At 74.4% G+C, this 24,541-nt stretch carries 17 protein-coding genes; 12 read left to right on the plus strand and 5 right to left on the minus strand.

The genetic code is table 11. The features are described 5' to 3' along the window. Positions 1 to 61: 61 nt before the first annotated feature. Entirely contained in the window at positions 62 to 1,609 is a 1,548-nt protein-coding gene (locus ACFXDE_RS28220) for an MFS transporter (protein WP_380439577.1), read from the minus strand. A gap of 181 nt (positions 1,610 to 1,790) precedes the next feature. Here ACFXDE_RS28220 and ACFXDE_RS28225 point away from each other — a divergent pair, with 181 nt between their 5' ends. From ACFXDE_RS28225 to ACFXDE_RS28235, 3 genes are all read left to right on the plus strand, one after another. Continuing rightward, positions 1,791 to 2,495, plus strand: a complete 705-nt coding sequence (locus ACFXDE_RS28225; protein WP_380497489.1) for a TetR-like C-terminal domain-containing protein — start codon at positions 1,791 to 1,793, stop codon at positions 2,493 to 2,495. Positions 2,496 to 2,672: 177 nt separating this feature from the next. After that, positions 2,673 to 3,371 carry a ribonuclease HII gene (locus tag ACFXDE_RS28230; protein WP_380497490.1) on the plus strand — a complete coding sequence of 233 codons (699 nt, stop codon included), beginning with the start codon at positions 2,673 to 2,675 and terminating at the stop codon, positions 3,369 to 3,371. A gap of 101 nt (positions 3,372 to 3,472) precedes the next feature. Beyond that, positions 3,473 to 4,156, plus strand: coding sequence for a hypothetical protein (locus tag ACFXDE_RS28235; RefSeq protein WP_380497491.1), 684 nt, complete (start codon positions 3,473 to 3,475; stop codon positions 4,154 to 4,156). 200 nt (positions 4,157 to 4,356) lie between these two features. Here ACFXDE_RS28235 and ACFXDE_RS28240 read toward each other — a convergent pair whose 3' ends face one another. Next, positions 4,357 to 5,028 carry a hypothetical protein gene (locus tag ACFXDE_RS28240; protein ID WP_380497492.1) on the minus strand — a complete coding sequence of 224 codons (672 nt, stop codon included), beginning with the start codon at positions 5,026 to 5,028 and terminating at the stop codon, positions 4,357 to 4,359. 405 nt (positions 5,029 to 5,433) lie between these two features. After that, entirely contained in the window at positions 5,434 to 7,632 is a 2,199-nt protein-coding gene (locus ACFXDE_RS28245) for a RecQ family ATP-dependent DNA helicase (RefSeq protein ID WP_380497493.1), read from the minus strand. A gap of 229 nt (positions 7,633 to 7,861) precedes the next feature. Between ACFXDE_RS28245 and ACFXDE_RS28250 the strand changes: the two genes are divergently transcribed. Next, positions 7,862 to 9,487, plus strand: coding sequence for a DUF4192 domain-containing protein (locus ACFXDE_RS28250; RefSeq protein ID WP_380497494.1), 1,626 nt, complete (start codon positions 7,862 to 7,864; stop codon positions 9,485 to 9,487). Positions 9,488 to 9,530: 43 nt separating this feature from the next. On the opposite strand, the gene ACFXDE_RS28255 is transcribed toward ACFXDE_RS28250, so the two are convergent. After that, entirely contained in the window at positions 9,531 to 10,844 is a 1,314-nt protein-coding gene (locus ACFXDE_RS28255; protein WP_380497496.1) for an alpha/beta fold hydrolase, read from the minus strand. A 695-nt stretch (positions 10,845 to 11,539) separates the two neighbouring features. On the opposite strand from ACFXDE_RS28255, the gene ACFXDE_RS28260 reads away from it, so the two are divergent. From ACFXDE_RS28260 to ACFXDE_RS28290, 7 genes are all read left to right on the plus strand, one after another. Next, a complete protein-coding gene (locus ACFXDE_RS28260) occupies positions 11,540 to 13,621 on the plus strand; it encodes a glycogen debranching N-terminal domain-containing protein (protein ID WP_380497525.1) in 2,082 nt (693 codons plus the stop codon). Positions 13,622 to 13,709: 88 nt separating this feature from the next. Then, the gene (locus tag ACFXDE_RS28265; RefSeq protein ID WP_359964826.1) at positions 13,710 to 14,468 is read left to right on the plus strand and encodes an NUDIX domain-containing protein; all 759 of its coding nucleotides are present in this window, start codon (positions 13,710 to 13,712) and stop codon (positions 14,466 to 14,468) included. Positions 14,469 to 14,675: 207 nt separating this feature from the next. Further along, positions 14,676 to 16,184, plus strand: a complete 1,509-nt coding sequence (locus ACFXDE_RS28270) for an ATP-binding cassette domain-containing protein (protein WP_380497498.1) — start codon at positions 14,676 to 14,678, stop codon at positions 16,182 to 16,184. A gap of 3 nt (positions 16,185 to 16,187) precedes the next feature. After that, entirely contained in the window at positions 16,188 to 17,093 is a 906-nt protein-coding gene (locus ACFXDE_RS28275; RefSeq protein WP_380439510.1) for a hypothetical protein, read from the plus strand. Positions 17,094 to 17,255: 162 nt separating this feature from the next. After that, positions 17,256 to 18,134, plus strand: coding sequence for a FadR/GntR family transcriptional regulator (locus tag ACFXDE_RS28280; protein ID WP_380439512.1), 879 nt, complete (start codon positions 17,256 to 17,258; stop codon positions 18,132 to 18,134). Between the two features lie 450 nt (positions 18,135 to 18,584). After that, entirely contained in the window at positions 18,585 to 20,237 is a 1,653-nt protein-coding gene (locus ACFXDE_RS28285; protein WP_380497499.1) for an RNA polymerase sigma factor, read from the plus strand. A gap of 313 nt (positions 20,238 to 20,550) precedes the next feature. Continuing rightward, complete coding sequence (locus tag ACFXDE_RS28290; protein ID WP_380497526.1) at positions 20,551 to 21,354, plus strand: S1 family peptidase; 804 nt, start codon at positions 20,551 to 20,553, stop codon at positions 21,352 to 21,354. Positions 21,355 to 21,531: 177 nt separating this feature from the next. Here ACFXDE_RS28290 and ACFXDE_RS28295 read toward each other — a convergent pair whose 3' ends face one another. Further along, a complete protein-coding gene (locus tag ACFXDE_RS28295) occupies positions 21,532 to 21,765 on the minus strand; it encodes a hypothetical protein (RefSeq protein WP_380439516.1) in 234 nt (77 codons plus the stop codon). Between the two features lie 539 nt (positions 21,766 to 22,304). Between ACFXDE_RS28295 and ACFXDE_RS28300 the strand changes: the two genes are divergently transcribed. Further along, positions 22,305 to 24,416 (plus strand): type IIA DNA topoisomerase subunit B, encoded by a 2,112-nt coding sequence (locus tag ACFXDE_RS28300; protein ID WP_380439518.1) that lies wholly within the window; start codon positions 22,305 to 22,307, stop codon positions 24,414 to 24,416. Positions 24,417 to 24,541 lie beyond the last annotated feature (125 nt).

The raw sequence follows: 24,541 nt of genomic DNA on the forward strand, positions 1-24,541 counted from the left end.
GGCCGGGAGCGTGGTGCTCCCGGCCGGCCCGTCAGCCGTTCTGAGGTCGAGGCCCGGGGCCTCAGTGCATCGCGACGCCGGAGGTCTCCGACGGCAGGTCGCTCGCCTTGGCCTTGATCGCGAAGACCGCGACCAGCAGCGCGACCGCCGCGAGGGCGGCACCCACGATGAAGCCGTGCGAAGTGCCCTGGATGAGGACGGAGTTGGCCGCGTCGGTGCCCGCGGGGAAGTCGTGGTGCTCCTTGAGGTAGCCCAGCTGCTCCGGCGTGGCCGTCTCCATGAACTTCGGCAGCTGCAGCTTGGCCTCGGCCGTGGCGTAGTGGGCGAAGACCGTGGTCAGGATCGACAGGCCGAGCGAGCCGCCGATCTGCTGCATCGAGTTGAGCAGGCCGGACGCGGCGCCGCTCTCCTCGCCGGGGACGCCGGCGACGGCGAGCAGCATGACCGGGACGAAGATCAGGCCCATGCCGAAGCCGAACACCACCGTGGGGCCGAGCACCCCGTCGAGGTAGCCGCTGTCCTTGTCCATCTGGGTCAGCCAGGTCAGGCCGATGGTGACCAGCAGCGCGCCGCCGGCCATGAACGGCTTCGGGCCGTACTTGGCCTGGAGGGTGGACGCGACCTGCGCGGCGATGATGATCGCCACGCTGATCGGCAGGAACGACACGCCGGCCTTCAGCGGGCTGTAGCCGAGCGGGCCCTGCACGAAGAGCACGACGTAGAAGAAGATGCCGAACATGGCCGCGGCCAGGCAGAGCATCATCACCAGGCCGCCGGTGCGGTTGCGGTTGGCGAACAGGTGCAGCGGGGTGATCGGCTGGGCCGTCCGCCGCTCGATCACGACGAACGCGGCGAGCAGGATCACGCCGGCCGCGAAGGAGCCGATCGTGAGCCCGTCCGTCCAGCCGTAGTCCGGGTTGGCCGCGCGGATGAACCCGTAGACGAGGCCGACCAGGCCCAGCGTCGAGGTGAACGCGCCGGGCAGGTCGAAGCGGCCGTCGGTGCGCTCGGACTCGGCGATGTAGCGCGGCGCGGCGATCGCGATCAGCACCGCGATCGGCACGTTGACGAAGAAGACCCAGCGCCAGTCCAGGTACTCGGTGAGCAGACCGCCGGCCAGCAGGCCGATCGCTGCGCCCGATCCCGCCACCGCCGAGAACACGCCGAACGCCTTGTTGCGTTCGGGCCCTTCCTCGAAGTTGGTGGCGATCAGCGCGAACGCCGTCGGTGAACAGATCGCGCCGCCGATGCCCTGGAGCGCGCGGGCGGCCAGCAGCAGGGTGCTGTCCTGGGCGAACCCGCCCAGCAGCGAGGCCAGGCCGAACAGCAGGGTGCCGAAGATGAACACCCGGCGGCGGCCGAGGATGTCACCCGCGCGACCGCCGAGCAGGAGCAGCCCGCCGAAGGTCAGCGTGTAGGCGTTGATGACCCATGACAGGTCGGTGGTCGAGAAGTTGAGCGCGTCCTTGATGCCCGGCAGCGCGATGTTCACGATGGTCGCGTCGAGCACCACCATGAGCTGTGTCGCCGCGATGACCGCCAGGGTGATGCCCTTGCCCCGGCTCGGGCCGCCGCGCGGTGGTGAGTTCTTGCTGAGAGTGTCGGAGATAGCCACGAAAGTGCCCCCTGGCTGGCTATGTGCGTGATGTGCTGCGGACCGTGGGCCCGGCGGAGAACCTGCGCCGTGCTGCAGGCTAGGAAGGAACGGGATCGTTCACTAATCTGGACGATATCCTGGGCCAGTTTGTGAACGCAAGCGTTCCTTAAGGTTGGTGGCAATGGATCATTCGGTGCGACGCCAGGTGACGGACCGGTCGGCCGGCCCGGCCCCGGAGGGAGCGGCGGCGCCGTCGGCGCGGTCGGCGTCCGGCCCGCCGGCGCTGTGCCGGGTGCGGGTGGCCACCGAGGTCCTCACCCGGCCGGTGCGGCGCCGCGGGAAGGAACTGGAGAACGCGATCTTCGCGGCCACGCTCGACCAGCTCACCTCCGGCGGGTTCGCGCGGCTGACGATGGAGGGCGTCGCCGCTGCGGCGCGGACCGGCAAGGCCGCGCTCTACCGGCGCTGGGCCTCCAAGGTCGAACTCGTCGTGGACGCCCTGGACTCCACTCTCCCACGGCCGAACGGCGTTCCCGACCTCGGGTCCACCCGCGGTGAACTCCTGCAGCTCATCGAGGTGTTCGCGGGTGCGATGAACTCGCGCGCGGGCAGCGCCCTGCAAGCGTTGATGGGGGAGCTCGACCACGAACAGGCACAGCTGTTCAAGGACTTCATCGTGCAGCGGGTCGTCGCGCCGACCACCGGGACGATCCTCGACATCCTCCGCCGCGGAGCGGAGCGCGGAGAGGTCCGCCCCGGGGCCGTCACGCCGATGGTCGCGGACGTCGCCCCGGCGATGCTGCTCTACCAGGTCAAGATCTGCGGGCGCGAGAACACCCCGCCCGACTACGCCGTCCGCCTGGTCGACGACGTGCTGATGCCGATGATCGGGGCCTGAGGCGCGTCGGTGGCCCGCGGTGACTCCGCGTGGTTCCCCGGTGACTCCGCGGTGGCCCGTCGGTCGCCCTCGGTGGCTCCGCGGTCGCCCCTCCGGCGTGGCGCGGGGCACCTCGGCGACGGGCTTAGGCTGGAACAGCCCCAGCTGAACGGGCCGCCCAGCCGAACGGAGCCTGTGATGCCCATCGTCCCGCCGACGCACTCCGTCGAGCGCTCGCTCCGCCGGGCCGGCGCCAAGGTCGTCGTCGGGCTGGACGAGGTCGGGCGCGGCGCCTGGGCCGGACCGGTCACCGTCGGCGCGGCCGTCACCGGACTGCGCCGGCCGCCGGAGGGGCTCACCGACTCCAAGCTGCTCACCGAGCTGCGCCGCCGCGCGCTCGCACCGGTCCTCGCCGACTGGGTCACCGCGTACGCGCTCGGCCACGCCTCGCCGCAGGAGTGCGACGAGCTCGGCATGACCGCCGCCCTGCGCCTGGCCGCCGTCCGCGCCCTGGAGGCGCTGCCGGTCGAGCCCGACGCGGTGATCCTCGACGGCAAGCACGACTACCTCGGCGGCCCCTGGCGGGTGCGCACGGTGATCAAGGGTGACCAGTCCTGCATCTGCGTCTCCGCCGCCTCCGTCCTCGCGAAGGTCCACCGCGACGGGATGATGGCCGAACTCGGCGAGCAGTACTCCGCGTACGGCTTCGCCGACAACGCCGGCTACCCGTCCCCGGTGCACCGCGCGGCGCTGGAGGAGTTCGGGCCCACCGAACACCACCGGCTCTCCTGGGCGTACTTGGACGCACTGCCGAAGTGGCGCCACCTGAAGCGGATCCGGCCGGGTCTGGAGGCGGCCGAAGGCTCCGCCGACGAACAGTTGACGCTCGGTTTCTGACGGTCCGTCTGGAATTGCCCCGGGTGGGTCCGGCAACGTCTTGGTGCCCAATGGGTGGGGCGCCCGTGCGCGTTCGACCGGCATTTGATAGATATCCGGGTATGCCTGTCTTCCCCGAGGAGCCGGAGATTCACGAGAGCCTCCCGGGCCCCGGCGTTCCCTTCCCCCGAGAGTCGGACGCACAAGCCCTCCGCGCGCCTGCCACCGGCAGTGCGCCCGCCACCGCACCCACCACCGTCGCCGCGCCCGCCCCGGTGCCCGGCCCGCGCCCCGCGCCGCCGCGCCCGGCACCGCCGAGCGCCGGCCGGCCCGGTCCGCAGCCGCGTCCGGTGCCCAAGCCCGGCCCGGCACCGCGCCGTCCGGCCCCGACCGCACCCCAGATCGAGGTCCGGCGGGTCGCGGCCACCCCGGCCGAGGCGCTGGAGCGCGCCGACGAGGTGGTCGACCAGTTGCTCGACGCCGGGCGCAGCCCGGGCGAGATCCTGGTGCTGACGGTCGGCGAGGCGCACCCGTGGCAGCAGCACGAACTCTCCTTCGGCGAGGAGCGCTACTGGGCGCAACTCGCCGAGGGCGGGGACGTGTTCTACGCGGACGCCGTGCCGACCCGCCCGGCCCGCCGCGAGGTGGTCGTCCTGGTCGCCAACGGCGGACCGGCCGCCCGTGCCGCGGAGGCGTACGCCGCGGCGCTCGGCCACGCGTCCGTGCTGCTCGTGGTCTGCGGCGACGCCGGCCCGGCTGCCAAGGGTGCCGCCGGAGCGGCGCCCGGTCGTCCGGTCAGCGCCTGAGCCGAGCGGCCCCGCCCGGGCCCGGTGCCGTACGGTGCCGGGCCCGCGGGCCGTCGTACCCGGCCGCCGTCCGCAGCCGGCCTGGGAGGCCGTGGGGACGGCGGGGTCCCGGGAGCCCATGGCGGCTGCTTGGAAGCCCGTGAAGGTCATGGAGCCCGTGGAACTCGTGGAGCCCGTGGAGCCCGTGGAGGACTCGGGGCTCAGCGGGTCCCGGTGCGGCGGGCCGGTTGGACCGCGGAGACCCTGGCGGGCGTCCAGGGCCGCTCGGACGTCTGGCGCAGCGCGCGCCGGCCGCCCGGAGCGTCCAGGGCCGTGCGCGGGGGCAGCTCCGTCACGGTGTGGATCGGTCCGTCCGCCCACGAACCCGCGTGCGGATTGCGGCCCTGCCGCCCGTCCCCGAGGATCTGCCAGCCGGCCGGGGTCAGCCCGATGTAGGAGCCGCAGCGCAGTCCGTGCAAGACGGCCGCGTCCCGCAAAGCCCACATCCAGGCCCCGTCCTGCTCGGTCCAGCCCGGGGCGCCCTCGCGGCAGCGCAGCAGCACCGCGGTGCGGGTCGGCACGGGCTGGCGCAGGTCGTGCGGGGTGATCTGGCGCAGGTGCGCGAGCAGGGCGTTCCGGTGCTGCCAGCCGTCCGTGTCGTGCGGCCAGGGCGTGAACGAGGCCGAGGCGCTGAGGTGGTGCACCGCGTCGAGGACGGCGACCACGACCGTGCCCGGCTGGGGCAGGTGGCGCTGGTGCAGCTCCAGGACGAAGTCGCGCGGATCGCGCAGCAACGGGATCCCCGAGGCGGTCCAGGTCTCCAGGTCCAGCAGCCGTCTGGGCGCCGAACTCCGGGCGAGGGGAGACTGACCTCGGCCGATACCGTTGATCACGATCCTCCTTCCCGACCCACGGGCACGCGGGTACCTGCGTACGCCGAAGGCAGGGTCCACCGGACCGGGTTTCGGGTACCCGCCAATTCTCGTGGCATCGGGGGCGGAGCGGCAACGATGAAATGATGAACGCCGCCCGAAAGCCCACGTTCTGCCGGATATATTCCCCTCTGGCGCAAGCGGTACTCAGGCATCTCCGCAGCCCGGCGAGGGCCAGGGTGAACGGCCCGTGAACTGGGTTCCGCAATGTCATCGCCCCTCTCCCGTCGCCGGTGCCGCGCGGGCGCCCCGCCGATGTGATCTCTCCCTCCTTTAGGCCATTCGAGTGAGTGCGTCCGAACGGACGGTCCGCCTCCGTTCGGGTGTGCGGCCCGGGTGCGCGGCCCGCCGCCCGGGCCGCGCGGATCAGGCCTGCACGGCCAGCACCAGGGGCAGCACCGCGCTCGCCCCGGCCCGGCGCAGCAGGCGTGCGGCGACGGTGACCGTCCAGCCCGAGTCGACGAGGTCGTCCACCAGCAGCACCGGACCGCCCGCGGCGGCCACCGCCTGCGCCAACTCGGGCGGCAGGACCAGGGCTTCGGTCACCGAGCGCAGCCGCTGCGCGCTGTTGCTGCGGGCGCCGTGCGGGGGCCGCCCGTCCGCGTACTCGATCCGCCCGAGCAGCGGCAGCCGCCCGATCTCGGCGATCCGCGCGCCGAGCGTGCCGACCAGCTGGGGGCGGGCCGAGGAGGCCATGGTCACCACGCCGGCCGGCCGCTCCAGCCGGGCGCCGTCGGTCGAGGCCGGCCCGGCCCAGCCGCCCGGCCCGCGCGCCCAGTCGGCGAGCACCGTCACGAGGGCGTCCACCGCCTCGCCGGGGACGGGCACGTCCGGTGCCTGCTCGGCGAGCAGGCCGCGCAGCCGGGTGCCCCAGCCGATGTCGGACAGCCGGCCGAGCGCCCGGCCCGTCTCGGCCTGCTCCCCGGCCGGGATGCGCCCCTTGAGCGGCACGCCGACGGCCTCCATGCCGGTGGGCCAGAGCCGGCGCGGCTCGAAGCCGACCCCGGGGCGGCCGAGCGCGGCGCGGGCGGCCTCCAGCGTGGCGGCCGACACCTCCGGGGTGTGCAGCGGCCCGGCGCAGTTGTCGCACCGCCCGCACGGCGCGGCCTGCTCGTCGTCCAGCTGCCGCCGCAGGAACTCCATCCGGCAGCCGGTGGCCGCCGCGTACTCGCGCATCGCGCGCTGCTCGGCCTCGCGGGAGGCCGCGACCTTGGCGTAGCGGGCGGTGTCGTACTCCCAGCTCTGCCCGGTGGCCGTCCAGCCGCCCTTGACCCGGCGGACGGCGCCGTCCACGTCGAGCACCTTGAGCATGGTCTCCAGCCGGGTGCGGCGCAGGTCCACCCGGGGCTCCAGGGCTGCCGTGGACAGCGGGCGGCCGGCCTCGGCGAGCGCGTCGATCGTGCGGCGCACCTGCTCCTCGGGCGGGAAGGCCAGCGAGGCGAAGTAGCGCCAGATCGCCTCGTCCTCGCGACCGGGCAGGAGCAGCACCTCGGCCCGGTCGACGCCGCGCCCGGCCCGGCCGACCTGCTGGTAGTAGGCGATCGGGGAGCTGGGCGAGCCCAGGTGCACCACGAAGCCGAGGTCGGGCTTGTCGAAGCCCATGCCGAGCGCGGAGGTGGCGACCAGCGCCTTGACCCGGTTGGCCAGCAGGTCGGCCTCGGCGGTGCGGCGCTCGGCGTCCTCGGTGCGGCCGGAGTAGGAGGCCACGGCGAAGCCGCGCTCGCGCAGGAAGGCGGTGACCTCCTCGGCGGCGGCCACCGTCAGCGTGTAGACGATGCCCGAGCCCGGCAGGCGGTCGAGGTGGTCGGCCAGCCAGGCGAGCCGGTGCGCCGGGTCGGGCAGGGCGAGCACGCCGAGGGTGAGGCTCTCCCGGTCGAGCGGGCCGCGCAGCACCAGGGCGTGCTCGTCGGCGGTGCCGGTGCCCAGTTGCTCGGCGACGTCGGCGGTGACCCGGGCGTTGGCCGTGGCGGTGGTGGCCAGCACCGGGACCCGGGGCGGGAGGTCGGCGAGCATGGTGCGCAGCCGGCGGTAGTCGGGGCGGAAGTCGTGGCCCCAGTCGGAGATGCAGTGCGCCTCGTCGACCACGAGCAGGCCGGTGGAGGCGGCGAGCTTGGGGAGCACCTGGTCGCGGAAGTCGGGGTTGTTCAGCCGCTCCGGGCTGACCAGCAGGACGTCGACCTGCCCGGCCGCGACCTCGGCCTGGATCGCGTCCCACTCCTCGGTGTTGGCCGAGTTGATGGTGCGGGCGTGGATGCCGGCCCGGGCCGCGGAGTCGACCTGGTTGCGCATCAGGGCGAGCAGCGGCGAGACGATCACCGTGGGCCCGGCGCCCCGGGCGCGCAGCAGGGCGGTGGCGATGAAGTAGACGGCGGACTTGCCCCAGCCGGTGCGCTGCACGACCAGGGCCCGGCGGTGGTCGACCACCAGGGCCTCGATGGCCGTCCACTGGTCGTCGCGCAGGGCGGCGCCGGGGCCGGCCAGCTCGCGCAGGACGGCCTCGGCCCGCGCCCTGACCTCGGCGCGGTCGGCGGCGGTGGCGGTGGTGTGGATCTCGTGCGGCTGCATGGCGTCCATGTAACCCCGAGGCGCCGACAACGGGCGAATGCCGGGGCGGGTGAGAAGGGTGGAGCCGGGGTGTATGTCATCCGATCTTCGGCTGAACGGCAGTCAAATATCACTCGGGAGAGTGGCGATGACGTGCTCCGAACGAGGGAAGCGGAATTCCGGCCCGGAGTTGTCCACAGGAAAAAACAAAAGTCAGCCGCGGATTTCGGGGCACGGCACTCTTCCCGTCATGAACGCCATGAACAGCGACAGCGCCATGAACAGCGACAACGGCATGAACAGCGACAACGGCATGGACAACGACAACGGCATGAACGACGACACCACGACGAACGGGGACAACGTGACGCTCTCCCTGGGCCCCGCCTCCGGCCACCGGCCGGTGACGATGCGCGGCCCGGCCGACATGGCCGAGCTGCTGCCCTACCTCCTCGGTTTCTTCCCCGACGACAGCATCGTCGCCGTCGGCCTGAACGGTCCCGACCTCCACCAGGGCGGGGTGCTCCGGGCGGACATCCCCGCGTCCCGCGCGCAATGGCCGGCCGCGGCGGAGGAGACGGCCGCCCTGCTGGTCGACGTCTCGGAACAGCGTGGCAGCCGCCCGATCCAGGTGCTCCTCTACCTCTGCCAGGATCCCGTCCCCGGGCACGGGCCGCCGGTGGTGGACGGCCTGCGGCCGCTGGCCGACGGCCTCCGGGCCGCGTTCGCCCGCAGGGGCGTGCCGGTCAAGGAGTCGCTGTGCGTCTCGGACGGTCGCTGGTGGTCCTTCCTGTGCCGCCGGGAGGGCTGCTGCGATCCGGCGGGGAACCTGATCCGCCACGCCCCCGCCCCGGGGCCGGCCGCCGCCGCGGCGACGTTCGCGGGCCTCGCCCCGCGAGGCAGCCGGAAGGCGATCATCGCGGGGCTGGCCCCGATCGGCCCGCCCGGTGCCGAGGCCCAGCGGGCGGCCCTCGCACGGGTCGGGACGGCCGATCCGTCGGCGCCGGGGATCGCCCTGCTCGACCAGGCCTTCGCCGAGTTCGCGGCCGGTGCCCGCGAGCTCGACGAGGACCGGACGGCACAGCTGCTGCTCGCCCTGCGGGACCGGCACACCCGGGACCGCGGCGCCGAGTACGTCCGGCCCGCCGAGCTGGCGTCCGCCGAGCGGCTCTGGCGCTTCCTCGCCCGGCGCGCGGTGCCGCCGTACGAGGGCTGCGCGGTCGCCCCGCTGACCTTGCTGGCCTGGGCGTCCTGGGTCGCGGGGGACACCGCGACGGCCCGGGTGGTGCTCGGCCGCGCCCTCGACCTCGACCCGTCCTACCTGCTGGCCGATCTGCTGCACGAGTCGCTCAACGACGGGATGACCCCGGAGGCGCTGCTCGCGGCCGTCGAGGGCCAGCGGCTCCGCCGGGAGGCGAAGCGGGCGGGGGAGGCGAAGGAGGAGAACGGGGTGAAGGAGGAGCCGACGGTGCCGGAGCCGACCGACGAGGAGAGCGGCGGCCCGGCCGCCGATCCGGGCAGAGCACCGGACGGGACGCCGGACGAGCCGCCGGACGAGCCGCCGGGCGGCCCCCGGGAAGGGGCGCCCGGGCGGGGGAAGGCCAGGCGCAGGCGCCGGGGCGGCCGTCGGGCGGGCGCCGCTGCTCCGGGGACGCCGGGTGGTGTTCCCGGTGGACCCGCCCCGGCCCTGCCGGAGGCGGACGGCCGCGGGCCGGTCGCGCTGCTCGCGGAGCCGGGCCGCGGCCCGGGGGAGCGCCCCGACGCGACCCTGAGGCTGGGCCGCGGCCGGGCGTGCAGCGGGGCGGCGGTGCCGCTCGGGGGCGGGGCGCACCGCTGCATCGGGAGGTCGGCCCGGGGAGCCCGTCATGGGCGCTGACGTCCTCGTCCGCCCGCTCCGGGCTCCCCGGGGCCGGGCCGGGCTACAGCTCGCCGTGCGCCATCTTGATCAGGCGGTCCAGCACCTTGCCGCCGCTCACCCGCAGGCCGTCGTGCTCCCACTCGTTGGTGATCCAGGTCCGCAGGCCGCGCACCGCGCGGGCGGTCTCCAGCGAGTCGGCGGTGTCCACGTACATGTCGTCGTGGTAGACGGCCGCCACGACGGGCACCTCGTTGGCGGCGAGCCGCTGCGGGTCGTAGAGGTCGGGCCAGTCGGTCCGGGCGGCCAGCAGCTCGGCGGCCTCCTTCAGCGGCCGCAGCGCCGGGTCGGTGTCGAACATCCAGGGGTAGATCATCTCCCCGGTGAACAGCACCGGGGCCTCCGTCTCCAGCGCGGCCCGGGCGTCGAACCCGGGGAACTCCTTGCGGAGCCGCTCGGCCGACCACGCGGTGCCGCCCGCGTCCACCGACCGCTGGCCGTAGATCGACTCGTGCAGCACGGCGTACAGCGGGCCCTCGGCGAAGGAGATCCTGGCCTGGACGCCGTACAGGAAGGTGTCGGAGAGCTCCGGCCCGTCCGGGCCCTCCACCCAGGCCTCCTCCAGCAGGTAGTGCAGGGCGCCGGAGCCGCTGCCGCCGCCCAGCATCATCCCGAGCGACTGGAAGGCCTCGACGGTGAGCAGGCCGCCGTCGGGCAGCGTCGCCGGGGCGGCGGCGAGGTGCGCGGCGATCCGCCGCACCGCTTCGATGTCCTGCGGGAACCGCTCGTAGTGCCCTTCGTTCTTGCGGACCACCCGCGGGTAGGCGGCCCGGTAGACGTCGTCCGCCGAGCTCCGCAGGCCCGCGAGGCCGCCGGTGACGAAGGCCTCCGTCAGGCCCTCGGGGGCGATCGAGAGGTAGGTGAGGGTGCAGAAGCCGCCGAAGCTCTGGCCGAGCACGCTCCAGCGCCGGTCCGCGCCGAGCAGGTGGCGGCGGATCAGCTCGGCGTCGCGCACGATCGAGTCCGCACGGAAGTGCGCCAGGTAGTCCGCCTGCTCCCGGGCGCCGCCACGCAGAGCGAGGGTCCGGCGGGTCGCGGGCGTCGAGCGCCCGGTGCCGCGCTGGTCGAGCAGGAGCACCCGGTAGTCGTCCAGGGCCCGGTCCAGCCACGCGTCCCGGCCGAGCGGGCGGGCCGCCTTGCCACCCGGGCCGCCCTGGAGGAAGAGCAGCCACGGCAGGTCGTCCCGCTCGCGGCCGGCGGCCACCACCTCGCGGGCGTACACCGAGATCCGCTCGCCCTCGGGGGCGGCGTGGTCCAGCGGGAGCTGGAAGACGTGGTCGGTCGTGACAATCCCGGGCAGCCGGCTGGCGGTGGACATACAACTCCTCGGTCTCTGCAGGTCACAGCGGTCACGTCGCCGTTCACGGTGTCACCGGGTGCGGGCGCCGCGACACCCGCACCGTATCCTGGCCGCCGTCGGGCGCCGGTTCGACGGCCGTACTCCTCCCCGGGGCGCGCCCGGGACCGGCCGCCGCCGGGGTCGCGCGGTCCGCTGCCGGGCCCGCGGTGACGGCCCGCCACCGACCGTCCGGGTGCGGCGCGGCAGGAGCGCCCGAGCCCGGAGGCTCCGGCCGGGCGTGACCTGGGGCCGGTGTGCGGCGTTGACTCCGGGGGCCCTGTGCGCGCACCGCGGCGGGAACCGCGCCGTACCGGCGTCCCGAGCGCCGGACTCGCGAGCGGCCGCACACGGCACCGCGACCGGCCGCCGCGCGCGAGCGGCCGACCGGGGCGACGGGCCACGGGGAGAGGGCGCCACCGGCCTGCCGGTGCGCGAGGCCCGACGGCGGGCCGGGCACACCGACGTGCCCGGCGCGGCGACCCGGCGCGCGGGTACCGGCCCGGTACCGCGCACCGCATGGCACGACCCGCCACCGGGTACGGCCAGACACGGCAGAACCGCCGACGGGACACCCCGCCGGCCCGGCACCATCAGCACGCGATCGAGCATGCTCGCGGCCCACCGGCCTGACCCGGCCACCGGACCGCCGAGGGGAGGAGAGTCCGGTGACCGCCATGAGGCCGCCCCAGGCCGCGCCGGCCGAGACCGTGGTCGGCGCGCCGCGACCGGTCGGCCGCCCCGACCAGGTCCCGGCCGGCCCGCCCCGGCCGCAGCCCGCCGCCGTCCACCACGCGGTGCTCTGCGTCAAGGCCCCCGGGATGGCCGCCTCCGGGCCGGACGGCCAGCTGCGCGGGCACGGGCTCCACGGCTTCTACCGCAACGGCGTCCGGGTCGTCGCGCGGATGGAGCTGCGCCTCGGCGGCATGGAGCCGCTGCCCCTCCAGGGCACCCAGACGAGCGCCGCCGAGGCCCGGTTCCTCGGTGCCGTCCGCCTTCCCGGCGACCTCGACCCGGACCCGGCGCTCACCGTGGAGCGGCTGCGCCAGGCGGACGGCGTGGAGACGGTGATCGTGCGCAACACCGGGGCCCGGCCCGCCCGGCTCCCGCTGGAGATCGCGCTCGGCACCGACCTCGGCCCGGTCGGCGAGATCGCCGCCGGGCACCGCTCACCGGACTTGCCGGGCCAGGTGCAGTCCGCGGGCCTGCGCTGGGCCGGCCCGGCGCACAGCGCGGTGGTGTCCGCGAAGCCGTCCCCGCACGCCGTCCTCGCCGGTGCCGGGGTGCTCCGCTGGGACCTGGAGGTGCAGCCGGGCGCCCGCTGGTCGGTCGAGCTGCGTGCCGAGCTGGAGAGCACCGTGCCCGGCGCGCGTCCGCCGGGCGGTCGCGGCACGGGCGTCCCGCTGCCCTGGTCCGAACCGGAGGTCCGCGCCGACGACGGCCGGGCGGCGCTGCTGGTCACCCGCTCCCTCGACGCCCTCGGCGGCCTGCTCTTCGCCGACCCGGACCGACCGACCGACCTCTACCCGGCCTCCGGCGCGCCCTGGCGCTTCGGCCTCGCCCCGGCCGACGCGCTGTGGGCCGCCCGGCTGACCCTCCCGCTCGGCACCCGGCTCGCCGCCGGCACCCTGCGGGCGCTGGCCCGGCGCCAGCAGCTCGCCCCGGCGCCCGGCCGCACCGAGGGGCTGCTGCCCGGTGCCCTGCGGCACGGCGGTCCCGAGCTCCCGCCCACCTGCACCGCGACCGAGGCCACCCTGCTGTTCGTCACGGTGCTGGCCGAGGCCTGGCGCTGGGGCCTGCCGAGGGCCGAGGTCGCGGACCTGCTCCCGGCCGCCGAACGGGCCCTCGGCGCCCTCCGGGACGGTCTGGTCGACGGCTTCGTCACCGACCTGAGCCGTCCGGTCGAGGACCGCGCCGCCCACCCGGTGGCCGCCCGAGCCGAGGTCCAGGCCCAGGCGCACCGCGCCGCCCTGCACGGCGCCGAGCTCCTGGAGGCCTTCGGCCGCCCCGGCGCCGAGGAGTGGCGCGGCTGGGCCGCCGGGCTGCGCGGGCGCTTCCGCGAGCGGTTCTGGATCGACGACCTCTCCGGTGGGCGCCCCGCCGCGGGCCTGGCCCCGGGCGGGCAGCCGCTCCCGGCCGTCGCCTCCTCCTTCGTCCACCTGCTCGACACCGGCCTCGCGGTCGACGGCGGCCGGCACGAGAGCCTGCTGGACCGCGAGCAGACGCGGCTGCTCGCCCAGCGCCTCGTGGCCCCGGAGCTGGACAGCGGCTGGGGTCTGCGCACCCTGAGTGCCAAGTCGCCCCGCTTCAACCCGCTGGGCCACCGGGGCGGCGCCGTGCGGGTGCACGAGACCGCCCTCGCGATCGCCGGGCTCGCCGGGGCCGGCCACGAGAACGAGGCCGGCACCCTGCTGGAGGGTCTGCTCGCCGCGGCCACCCACTTCGAGGGCCGTGTGCCCGAGATGTACGCCGGCGAGCAGCGGATCCCCGGCTGCCCGCCCGTCCCGCACCCGGCCGCGTGCCGCCCGGCGGCGGTCTCGGCCGCCGGGGCCGCCCACGCGGTCTTCGCCCTCGCCGGGGTCCGCCCGGACGTCCCCGGCGGCCGGGTCAAGGTCCGCCCGGCGAGCACGGCCCCGCTCGGCGAGCTGGAGCTGACCAACCTGCGGGTGTCCGGGGAGCGCTTCTCCGTCCGGGTGAGCCGCATCGGCGTGGCCATGGTCGAGGAGGCGCCCGCGGACCTCCAGCTCGTGGCGCGCTGACCCTCGCCCAGGCCTGCCCCGCGGGCCATGGGCACGGGTTGTACACGGGCCTGTGCTTATCGTCAGAGAGACGACTATGATCGTCGCCATGTCGCGCTATGACCCGTCGGCCTTCCCCCCGTTCGCAGTCACCGTTGACCTGGTGGTGCTGACGGTGCGCGACCATGAGCTGTGTGCCCTGCTGGTGAGACGGGGCGAGCCCCCGTTCCAGGGGTACTGGGCGCTGCCCGGCGGATTCGTGCGGCCGGACGAGGGCCTGGCCGAGGCGGCCTCCCGCGAGCTGGCCGAGGAGACCGGGCTGCGGGCGCACTCCGCGCCCGGACACGACGCCGTCGGCCCGGGCGCGGCCGGCGCCCACCTGGAACAGCTGGCCACCTACGGCCACCCGCAGCGCGACCCCCGCATGCGGGTGGTCAGCGTCGCGTACCTCGTCCTCGCTCCCGACCTGCCGACGCCGCGGGCCGGCGGGGACGCCAGCAGCGCCCGCTGGGCGCCGGTCGCCGAGCTGCTCGGGCAGAGCCCGGCCGACGGGGTGCCGCTCGCCTTCGATCACGGGCTGATCCTGGCCGACGGGGTCGAGCGCGCCCGCTCCAAGATCGAGTACTCCTCGCTCGCCACCGCCTTCTGCCCGGCCGAGTTCACCGTCGGCGAGCTGCGGAGGGTCTACGAGGCCGTCTGGGGTGTGGTCCTGGACCCGCGGAACTTCCACCGCAAGGTCACCGGCACCCCCGGCTTCCTGCTGCCCTCCGGCGGCACCACGACCCGTCAGGGCGGGCGCCCGGCCCAGCTGTTCACCGCGGGCGGTGCGACGGTGCTCAACCCGCCCATGCTCCGCCCGGAGTCCTGAGGTCGCGCGCCCCCGTACGTCGGCCCGCCTCGGTCCGATCCCCCCGGCCCGGCCCGTCGGCCGGGGAATCGCAGGATCGGATTGTCCCCTGATCGGGTGAGGTGGGTGGCCCGCGGGCCCGCGCCGCTCCCGTAATGCCCGGAATCTCCTCCGCCGACCCCTAATGTGCTGGCGCGGGGCCGGTCGAGGGCATGGGAGCAGGCAGCGATGATCCAGATCACCGGACTGACCAAGGTCCGCGGCAAGGGCGCTCCGCCGGTCTTGCTGGACCTGACCTTCGACGCCAGACCCGGCCTCGTGACGGCGCTGCTCGGCCCCGAGGGCGCCGGCAAGTCCACCGCGCTGCGGCTGATGGTCGAACTCGACCGCGGGCAGGGCGTCACGCTCTTCCACGGCCGCACCTACCGCCGCCTGCGCCGCCCCGAGCGCGAGGTCGGCGTGCTGCTGCAGGGGCCGGGGGAGGGGAGCGCGGCCGTGGCCGGGCACCCGGGCCGCACGGCGCGCGGTCAGCTGCGGATGCTCGCCGCAGCCGTCGGCGTGCCCGCCCGCAGAGCCGACGAACTGCTGGAGCAGACCCGGCTGGCCACCGTCGCCGGGCAGCGGCTGCGCACCTTCTCGCCCGGCATGCACCGGCGGCTGGCGCTCGCGGCCGCGCTGCTGGGCGACCCCGGCGCGCTGCTCCTGGACGCGCCGACCGAGGGCCTGTCCCCGCGCAACGTGGAGTGGTTCCACTCCTTCCTGCGCTCGTTCGCGGTCGCGGGCGGGACGGTCCTGGTGACCACCCGCACCCCGCAGGAGGCGTCCCGGCTGGCCGACCGCGTGATCACGCTGGACCGGGGCCGGCTGGTGGCCGACCAGCCGGTGGTCGAGTTCCGCCGCACCCGGCTCAGCCCCGAAGTGGCCGTCCGCGGACCGCAGATGGCGCGGCTGGCCGACCTCCTGGTGGGCCAGGGCGCCCAGGTGCGCCGGGACGGCGGCGCCGGTCTCGCCGTGGCGGGCATCGGGCGCACCGAGATCGGCGAACTGGCCTACCGGCACGGCATCCTGCTGCACGAACTGGCGGACCGCGTGGTCGAGCAGCCCGCCCCGAGGGCCGTCCTGCCGACCGCCTCCGGCCGCTCCGGCCAGATCCACGTCCAGCCGAAGTCCGCCGATGAGCGCAAGCCCGTCGCACAGCCGCAGCCGCAGCCGCAGCCGTCGGCCGGACCGGCCGGAACGCCAGAACCGGCCGAGCCGGCAGAACCAGCCGAGCCGATCGCCCCGAGGCCCCACGGCGACGCCGCCTTGCCCACCCGGGCCCTGCCGGTCGCCTCCGGCGCGTCCGTCGCGACCGCCCTCTCCGCCCTCGCCGTCACCGGGGCCACCCGCGAGCGGCCGGCCGAGCCCCCGCGCGCGCACGACGCCTCGGATGAGTCCGGGGCCGAGTCCGAGCCCGCACCGGAGCCCGTGCTCCGCCCCGTCCGGGTGCCCAAGCCCGATCTCCGTTCCGCCGACAGCGCCGCGACGACCGTGGCGGTGGACCGCCTCTTCAGAGTCGGGCCCGCGGCTCCGGCGGCCGCCCTGCTGTCGGACGACACCGTCCGGCTCGGCCGCGTGACGCCTGCGGCATCCCCGGCCGCTCCCGTCACCCCCACCACCTCCACCACCGCCCCCACCACCGCCCCCACCACCTCCACGACCACCTCCGCCACCCCCGTCGACCCCCGGAGCGAGTGACCCGTGCGCGTCCTGGCCTACGAGCTGCGCCGGCTGCGCGGCCTCCGTTCCACCTGGCTGCTCCTCGCCGCCGTGCTGCTCTGCGACGCCGTCGTGGCCGCCGTCCTGGCGGGCCAGCGGCCGGAGGGCCCGCTGCCCGGCCCGGCCGGGGTGCGCCTGCTGACCGCGGCCTTCCCGCTGCTCCCGCTGCCCTTCGCGGCGCTCGGGGCCGGACTGCTGGGCGCCCTCGCGTACGGGCACGAAGTCCGCTTCCCGGGGCTGCCGGCCTCGTGCGTGTCGTATCCGCGCCGGGTCCGGCTGCTGGTGGCCAAGCTGCTGGTGATCGGCCCGGTGGCGGGGCTGCTGGCGCTGGCCACCCTGGTGGTGGACACGGTGGCCGTGCACCTCGCGCTGCCCGCCGGGGTGACGGTGGCGGCCTGGGCGGACCCGTCCGCGTTGTCCGGGCGGGTGTCCGGGGCGCTGACCTCGGCCGGGCTGTCCGGGCTCGCCGACCTGCCGGGAGCGTTCGGGCCGGTGGCCCTGGTCGCCGGGCACGGGGTTCCGGGCGCCCTGCTGGCCTTCGTCCTCCTGACGGTCGTGGCGGGCTGGACCGGCGTCCTGACGGCCTCGCTCACCCGCAGCGCCGTCGCCGGCGTGCTCGTGCTGTGCGCGCTGCCGCCGCTGCTGGAGTCGGGCGTGGCCTTGCTGCTGCGGCAGACCGGCACGCCGTGGCCCACCCGGGCGGCCGAACTGCTGCCGTTCCAGTCGGGCGTCGAATGGGCGTACGGGTGGGTTTACGGCGGAGACCGGCGCGTGGCGCCCGGAGGCACCGCGCTGACGGACCCGGCGCTCCTCGCGGCGGTGGCCGCCCCGGCGGCCGTCCTGCTGGTGGCGGCCCTGGTGATCCAGACCCGGCGCCGCGCGCTCTGATTCCCGGGCCGCCGACCCGAAGCACCAAGATCGACCAGCAGTGACCGTAATGCGCGGTTCTTCCTGATAAGAAGTCAATTATCCAGTCACGGCCGATCACCCTTTCGTGTGCTTTTCACGAGAATTCTCAAGCTGCGCCTGCCGATCGCCGACAAAGGACCTGTGAGTACCCTTGCGCACCCCACCATGACCCCCGCCCGTTCCGCCGATGGGCCCATCCACGGCCCCGGCGATCTGGACCGCTTCTCGTACGCCGACCGGCCGACCCCGCCGGCGCCCCGCTGGGAGGGCGCCGAGTCCGAGCTCGCCAGGGTCGGCCGCAAGACCACCAGCAGCCGCGGCCGCGGTCTGCACGGCCAGCTGGTCCAGCAGCTCGGCCAGATGATCGTCTCCGGTGACCTCGGCGCCGACCGCCCGCTGGTGCCCGAGGAGATCGGTCAGCGCTTCGAGGTCTCCCGCACGGTCGTCCGCGAGTCGCTGCGCGTGCTGGAGGCCAAGGGTCTGGTCAGCGCCCGGCCGAACGTCGGCACCCGGGTCCGTCCGGTCGGCGACTGGAACCTGCTCGACCCGGACATCATCGAGTGGCGCGCCTTCGGGCCCCAGCGGGACGAGCAGCGCCGGGAGCTCTTCGAGCTGCGCTGGGCCATCGATCCGCTGGCCGCCCGGCTGGCCGCCGGCCACGGCCGCGAGGACGTCCAGCAGCGCCTGGTCGAGCTGGTCGAGATCATGGGCCACGCCGCCGCCCAGGCCGACCTCTCGACCTACACCCGGGCCGACGCCGAGCTGCACGGCCTCGTGCTGCAGATGGCCGGGAACCGGATGCTGGAGCACCTCTCGGGGATCATCTCCTGCGCGCTCCAGGTCTCGGGCGGCCCGACGACCTCCTGCGAGCGCCCCTCCGAGGCCTCGGTCAGCCTGCACTCCCGGCTGGTGGACGCGCTCGGCACCGGCGACGGCACGGCGGGCGAGGCCGCGATGCGGGCGCTGCTCACCGTCCACCCCGAGATCGAGCCGTCCGTCCCGGCCCCCCGGGAGCACTGAACGGTCTGGTTCGGTCCGCCCGCCCACGGCCCTCCGGCCGCACCGCCCGGTGCAGCCGGAGGGCCGTTCTGCCGGGCGCGGAGGGACATCCCGTCGGGGGCCGGGACGGCCTCCGGGCCGGGTGGGCATGTGCATGGCGGCAGATTCCGGCGCGAGTGCGCGATGATGGAGTCCGGCCCCGGGCCGCGGGCGCCCGAGCGGTGTGACCCGCGACACGAAGGCCATGCGTAACACTTGACGAGTAGCAGCGATGTGTCCTGAGCGGAAGCAGCTCCGGAATACTCCAGCACGCCACGTGGCTGTGTTGGTCCGCGGCGCTGCTGCCGTCCTGCAAACCCAGTCCTCAAGCCCGAGTCGGTCGGAATCGACACCGCGCGTCCGACGCGCGATCTCCTTCCCCGCCCGCTCGGGCGGCCGGTACGGGTTCGAGTCCACTCATCGTCCGAGAGGTTGTTCGTGTCGGCCAGCACATCCCGTTCGCTTCCCCCCGAGATCGCCGAGTCCGCGGCTCTGCTGGCTCTCATCGAGCGGGGCAAGGCCCAGGGGCAGATCGCCGGTGACGACGTGCGCCAGGCGTTCGAGGCGGACCAGATCCCGGTCACCAAGTGGAAGAACGTCATGCGCAGCCTCAATCAGGTGCTGATTGAGGAGGGGGTGGACCTCATGGTGAGCGCGGCCGAGCCGGCCGGTGCCAAGCGCAAGAGCGTTGCCGCCAAGAGCCCCACGAAGCGCACCGCCACCAAGGCTGTCACCACCCGGACCCCGGCCGCCCCGTCGGCCCCGACCAAGCCGCCCGTGCGCATCGCGCCCGGCGCCCCCGTCGCGGCCCCGGCCGTGGCGGCCGCCACCGCGCCCGCGCCGACCGTGTCCGCCGAGATCACCGCCGAGGAGACGACCACGGTCGTCACCGAGGTGAAGGCGGCCCCGGCGAAGAAGGCCGTCGCCAAGAAGGCCGTGGCCAAGAAGGCCGCCGCGCCGGCCAAGAAGACCGCCGCCAAGAAGACCACCGCCGCCAAGACCGCCAAGGGCGGCGAGGAGGAGCTGCTCGGCGAGGAGGAGCTGCTCGAGGACGTCGCGCTGCCCGGCGACAAGGCCGAGGCCGAGGCCACCGGTCCCGAGGAGGAATCGGAGGGCTTCGTCCTCTCCGACGACGACGAGGACGACGCGCCGGCCCAGCAGGTCGCCGTCGCCGGTGCCACCGCCGACCCGGTCAAGGACTACCTGAAGCAGATCGGCAAGGTCCCGCTGCTCAACGCCGAGCAGGAGGTCGAGCTCGCCAAGCGCATCGAGGCCGGCCTGTTCGCCGAGGACAAGCTCTCGGCCGCCGACAAGCTCGCCCCCAAGCTCAAGCGCGAGCTGGAGATCATCGCCGAGGACGGCCGCCGCGCCAAGAACCACCTGCTGGAGGCCAACCTCCGCCTCGTGGTCTCGCTGGCCAAGCGCTACACCGGCCGCGGCATGCTCTTCCTGGACCTGATCCAGGAGGGCAACCTCGGTCTGATCCGTGCGGTCGAGAAGTTCGACTACACCAAGGGCTACAAGTTCTCCACCTACGCCACGTGGTGGATCCGCCAGGCGATCACCCGCGCCATGGCCGACCAGGCCCGCACCATCCGCATCCCGGTGCACATGGTCGAGGTCATCAACAAGCTGGCCCGCGTCCAGCGCCAGATGCTCCAGGACCTGGGCCGCGAGCCCACCCCGGAGGAGCTGGCCAAGGAACTCGACATGACCCCCGAGAAGGTCATCGAGGTCCAGAAGTACGGCCGCGAGCCGATCTCGCTGCACACTCCGCTCGGCGAGGACGGCGACAGCGAGTTCGGTGACCTCATCGAGGACTCCGAGGCGGTTGTGCCCGCCGACGCGGTCTCCTTCACCCTGCTCCAGGAGCAGCTGCACTCGGTGCTGGACACCCTGTCCGAGCGCGAGGCCGGCGTCGTGTCGATGCGCTTCGGCCTGACGGACGGTCAGCCGAAGACCCTCGACGAGATCGGCAAGGTGTACGGGGTCACCCGTGAGCGCATCCGCCAGATCGAGTCGAAGACCATGTCGAAGCTGCGCCACCCGTCGCGGTCCCAGGTGCTGCGCGACTACCTGGACTGATCCGACACCGCGCGGGCCCTGCCTGCGCGAGCACTCACGAGAAGGCCCGGAGTCCCACGGCTCCGGGCCTTCTCGGCCGTCCGGAGGGGGTTCGTCACCGTCCGAGTGGCGCTTGTCGCTCGTCCGGGTGGCCGTCCGCCGGGAAGCGGTCGCACAGTGTAGCCGGTCACCTACGCTGTGCCGGTTGCCTGCTGCCGAGCCACCTGGAGAAACGGTGCTGCCCAACCCGGACCGCGCGGACCTGACGACCGCCGCCCCGCCCCCGGCGACCCCGGCCGCCGCCCGGCCGGGCCGCCGAAAGCGCGCCGCCGTGCTGGCGCTGCTGGCGGCCGCACCCGTCCCGCTGGTGGCCTTCGGCACCGCCGCGCCCGCCGAGGCCCAGCGCCGGGTGGTCGGCGGCGGGGTGACGAGCACCGCGGACCACCCGTGGATGGTGGCGCTGGCCAGTCGCCAGCAGTTCGGATCCGGGCGTTCCGGGCAGTTCTGCGGGGGAGCCCTGGTCACCCCGACCAAGGTCGTGACGGCCGCGCACTGCTTCTTCGACGAGCCCAAGGGCGTCCGGGTGGACCGGCCCGGCCTCAAGGTGATCGTCGGCCGGGACGACATGCGCGGCACCGCCGGGTACGAGGTGCCGGTCAAGAAGATCTGGATCCACCCCGACTACAGCTGGTCCGCCAACATGAACGACGTGGCCGTGGTCACGCTCGGCGAGTCCCAGGGCTCGCGGCCGGTGATCGACCTGCTCGGCCAGGGCGAGAGCGAGCCGTACGCGGCCGGGACCAGGGCGCAGGTGTACGGCTGGGGCGACACCACCGGGCGCGGCGACTACTCGGCCCCGCTGCGCACGGTGGACGTGCCGGTCGTCGCGGACCAGGTGTGCGCGCGCGACTACCCGGGCGGGCCGGAGGGGAAGTTCGAGGCCCGGACGATGGTGTGCGCGGGCGAGGAGGAGCAGGGCGGCAAGGACGCCTGCCAGGGGGACAGCGGCGGCCCGCTGGTCATCGGCGGGCGGCTGGCCGGTCTGGTGTCCTGGGGGACGGGTTGCGCGGAGGCGCACCACCCAGGGGTCTACACGAGGATCGCCGCCCTCTCGGACGCGGTGCACTCGGCACTGTGACGGCGGAACGTGACCGCACGGTCACGTTCTGACGTTCCGTCGGAGGGGTGCCGTGCCTCGGGGAACAGCAGAGCCGGGCGACCGGCCCCCGGAGGGGTCGATCGCCCGGCCCACCGGTCGCGCGCAGTGCACGACCGGACACACAGCTCGACGCTGGCTGCTGGGTGGCGCCCGGGATCAGCGCTCGTCGTCGGTGGCCGTCGCAGCGGTGGTGCCGCTCAGGCGACCGCTCTCGTCCTGTATCTCAACGGCGATCTTCTTGAGCTCCGGCTCGAACTTCCGGCCGTGGTGGGCGCAGAAGAGCAGCTCTCCGCCGCTGGCGAGTACGACGCGCAGGTAGGCCTGGGCGCCGCAGCGGTCGCAGCGGTCAGCCGCGGTGAGCGGGCTCGCAGGTGTCAGAACAGTAGTCACGTCGCCTCTTCTCTAGCTCGACGAGCTGTCGTACCAGGGTCAACATCCAACCAGGCCGAAAACGTTCCCGCTCGTGGCTTTTCTTCTCTGAGGATTCTGCTGTGTTGATGAGGACGTGCCCCGGGGGCCGGTGGTTCATGCGTACCGGATCCCAGGATCCGCCCGTGCCTCGAACGCCCGATCGGGACCGGGTGCGAGGTCCGCGTAGCATAATCCTCTGCCGGGTTGGAGCATAAGCCCCGTCCCAGGCCCCGGTAGCCTGCATAACGGCAGTTCCGGAGCCTGCGCCGGACCCCACGAACCGCCAGGACCGGTGGTACCGGGAGGAGATGGCGCCCCGGAGCCCCGGACTCCGGCCCGGCCCGTGTTCGCGCAGCGCGTACAAGCTGCGCGGGACCGGCCCGCCGTGCTGGGCACCCAGCGGAGGGGTGCGCACACGCCGGGCGACGGCTGTCGGTGCGGCGTGCTGCACTGGCGGCCGGTCCGGACGCGTTCCGGATGTGACCGATGAGACAGAACTTCACCGAGGAGAGTGCCGCGTGAGTGCCGAAACGACCGTGCCGTCCGCACTGCTGGCCGGTGACGACGGCTCCAACTACACCGCTCGGCACCTGCTCGTCCTGGAGGGGCTGGAGGCGGTCCGCAAGCGCCCCGGCATGTACATCGGCTCGACCGACAGCCGCGGCCTGATGCACTGCCTGTGGGAGATCATCGACAACTCGGTCGACGAGGCCCTGGGCGGCCACTGCGACCGCATCGAGGTCCTCCTGCACCCCGACTCCTCGGTCGAGGTCCGCGACAACGGGCGCGGCATCCCGGTCGACGTCGAGCCCAAGACCGGGCTGTCCGGCGTCGAGGTCGTCATGACCAAGCTGCACGCCGGCGGCAAGTTCGGCGGCGGCTCCTACGCGGCCTCCGGCGGTCTGCACGGCGTCGGCGCCTCCGTCGTCAACGCCCTCTCGGCCCGCCTGGACGTCGAGGTCGACCGCAGCGGGCACACCCACGCGATGAGCTTCCGCCGCGGCACCCCCGGCATCTTCACCGAGGCCGGCCCGGACGCGCCCTTCGAGGCCGCCAATGGCATGACCAAGGCCCGCAAGGTGCCCAGGACCCGCACCGGCACCCGGATCCGCTACTGGGCCGACCGGCAGATCTTCCTCAAGGACGCCCGCCTCTCCCTGGAGAACCTGCACAACCGGGCCCGGCAGACCGCCTTCCTCGTCCCGGGCCTGACCATCGTCGTGCGTGACGAGCGGCTCACCGAGAGCGAGAAGGCCGAGGAAACGGTCTTCCGCTACGACGGCGGCATCGCCGAGTTCTGCGAGTTCCTGGCCCCCGACAAGCCGGTCTGCGACGTGCTGCGGCTGCGCGGCGAAGGCACCTTCAAGGAGACCGTGCCCGTCCTGGACGACCTCGGCCACATGACGCCCACCGAGGTCACCCGCCACCTCGGCGTGGACATCGCGCTGCGCTGGGGCGCCGGCTACGACACCACCCTGCGCTCGTTCGTCAACATCATCGCCACCCCCAAGGGCGGCACCCACGTCACCGGCTTCGAGCGCTCGCTCGCCAAGACCGTCAACGAGGTGCTGCGCGCGAGCAAGCTGCTGCGCGTGGCCGAGGACGACATCACCAAGGACGACGCCACCGAGGGCCTGACCGCCGTCGTCACCGTCCGCCTCGCCGAGCCGCAGTTCGAGGGCCAGACCAAGGAGGTCCTCGGCACCTCGGCGGCCAACCGGATCGTCGCCGCCGTCCTCGCCAAGGAGCTCAAGGCCTTCCTCACCTCGGCGAAGAAGGACGACAAGCTCCAGGCCAGGGCCGTCCTGGAGAAGGTCGTCGCCGCCGCGCGCACCCGGGTCGCCGCGCGCCAGCACAAGGAGGCCCAGCGCCGCAAGACCGCGCTGGAGACCAGCTCGCTGCCGGCCAAGCTCGCCGACTGCCGCAGCGACGACGTCGAGCGCAGCGAGCTGTTCATCGTCGAGGGCGACTCCGCGCTCGGCACCGCCAAGCTCGCCCGCAACTCCGAGTTCCAGGCGCTGCTGCCGATCCGCGGCAAGATCCTCAACGTCCAGAAGGCCTCGGTGAGCGACATGCTCAAGAACGCCGAGTGCGCCGCGATCATCCAGGTGATAGGGGCCGGCTCCGGCCGCACCTTCGACATCGACCAGGCCCGCTACGGCCGCGTCATCTTCATGGCCGACGCCGACGTCGACGGCTCGCACATCCGCACCCTGCTGCTGACCCTCTTCCACCGCTACATGCGGCCGATGGTCGAGCAGGGCCGGGTGTTCGCCGCGGTGCCGCCGCTGCACCGCATCGAGCTCACCGCCCCCAAGCGCGGCCAGGAGAAGTACCACTACACCTACTCCGACGCCGAACTGCGCTCCACGCTGCTGGAGTTCCAGCGCAAGGGGATGCGCTGGAAGGAGCCGGTGCAGCGGTACAAGGGCCTCGGCGAGATGGACGCCGACCAGCTGGCCGAGACCACCATGGACCCGCGCCACCGCACGCTGCGCCGGATCAACCTGGGCGACCTGGAGCAGGCGGAGAAGATCTTCGACCTGCTGATGGGCAACGACGTCGCCCCGCGCAAGGAGTTCATCGTGGACTCGGCGGCCACCCTGGACCGCTCCCGCATCGACGCCTGACCTGCCCGACCGCCCGCGGGGGGGGGCCCCCCCCCCCCGGGGGGGGGGCCCCCCCGGGTGGGTACCACCCCCCCCCCCCCCCGCGGCCCGCAGCCCGGGGGCCCCCCAGGCCAGGGGAGGGGTGG

Origin of the sequence: Kitasatospora sp. NPDC059408 (genome assembly GCF_042751525.1) — a bacterium.
Taxonomy (GTDB): domain Bacteria; phylum Actinomycetota; class Actinomycetes; order Streptomycetales; family Streptomycetaceae; genus Kitasatospora.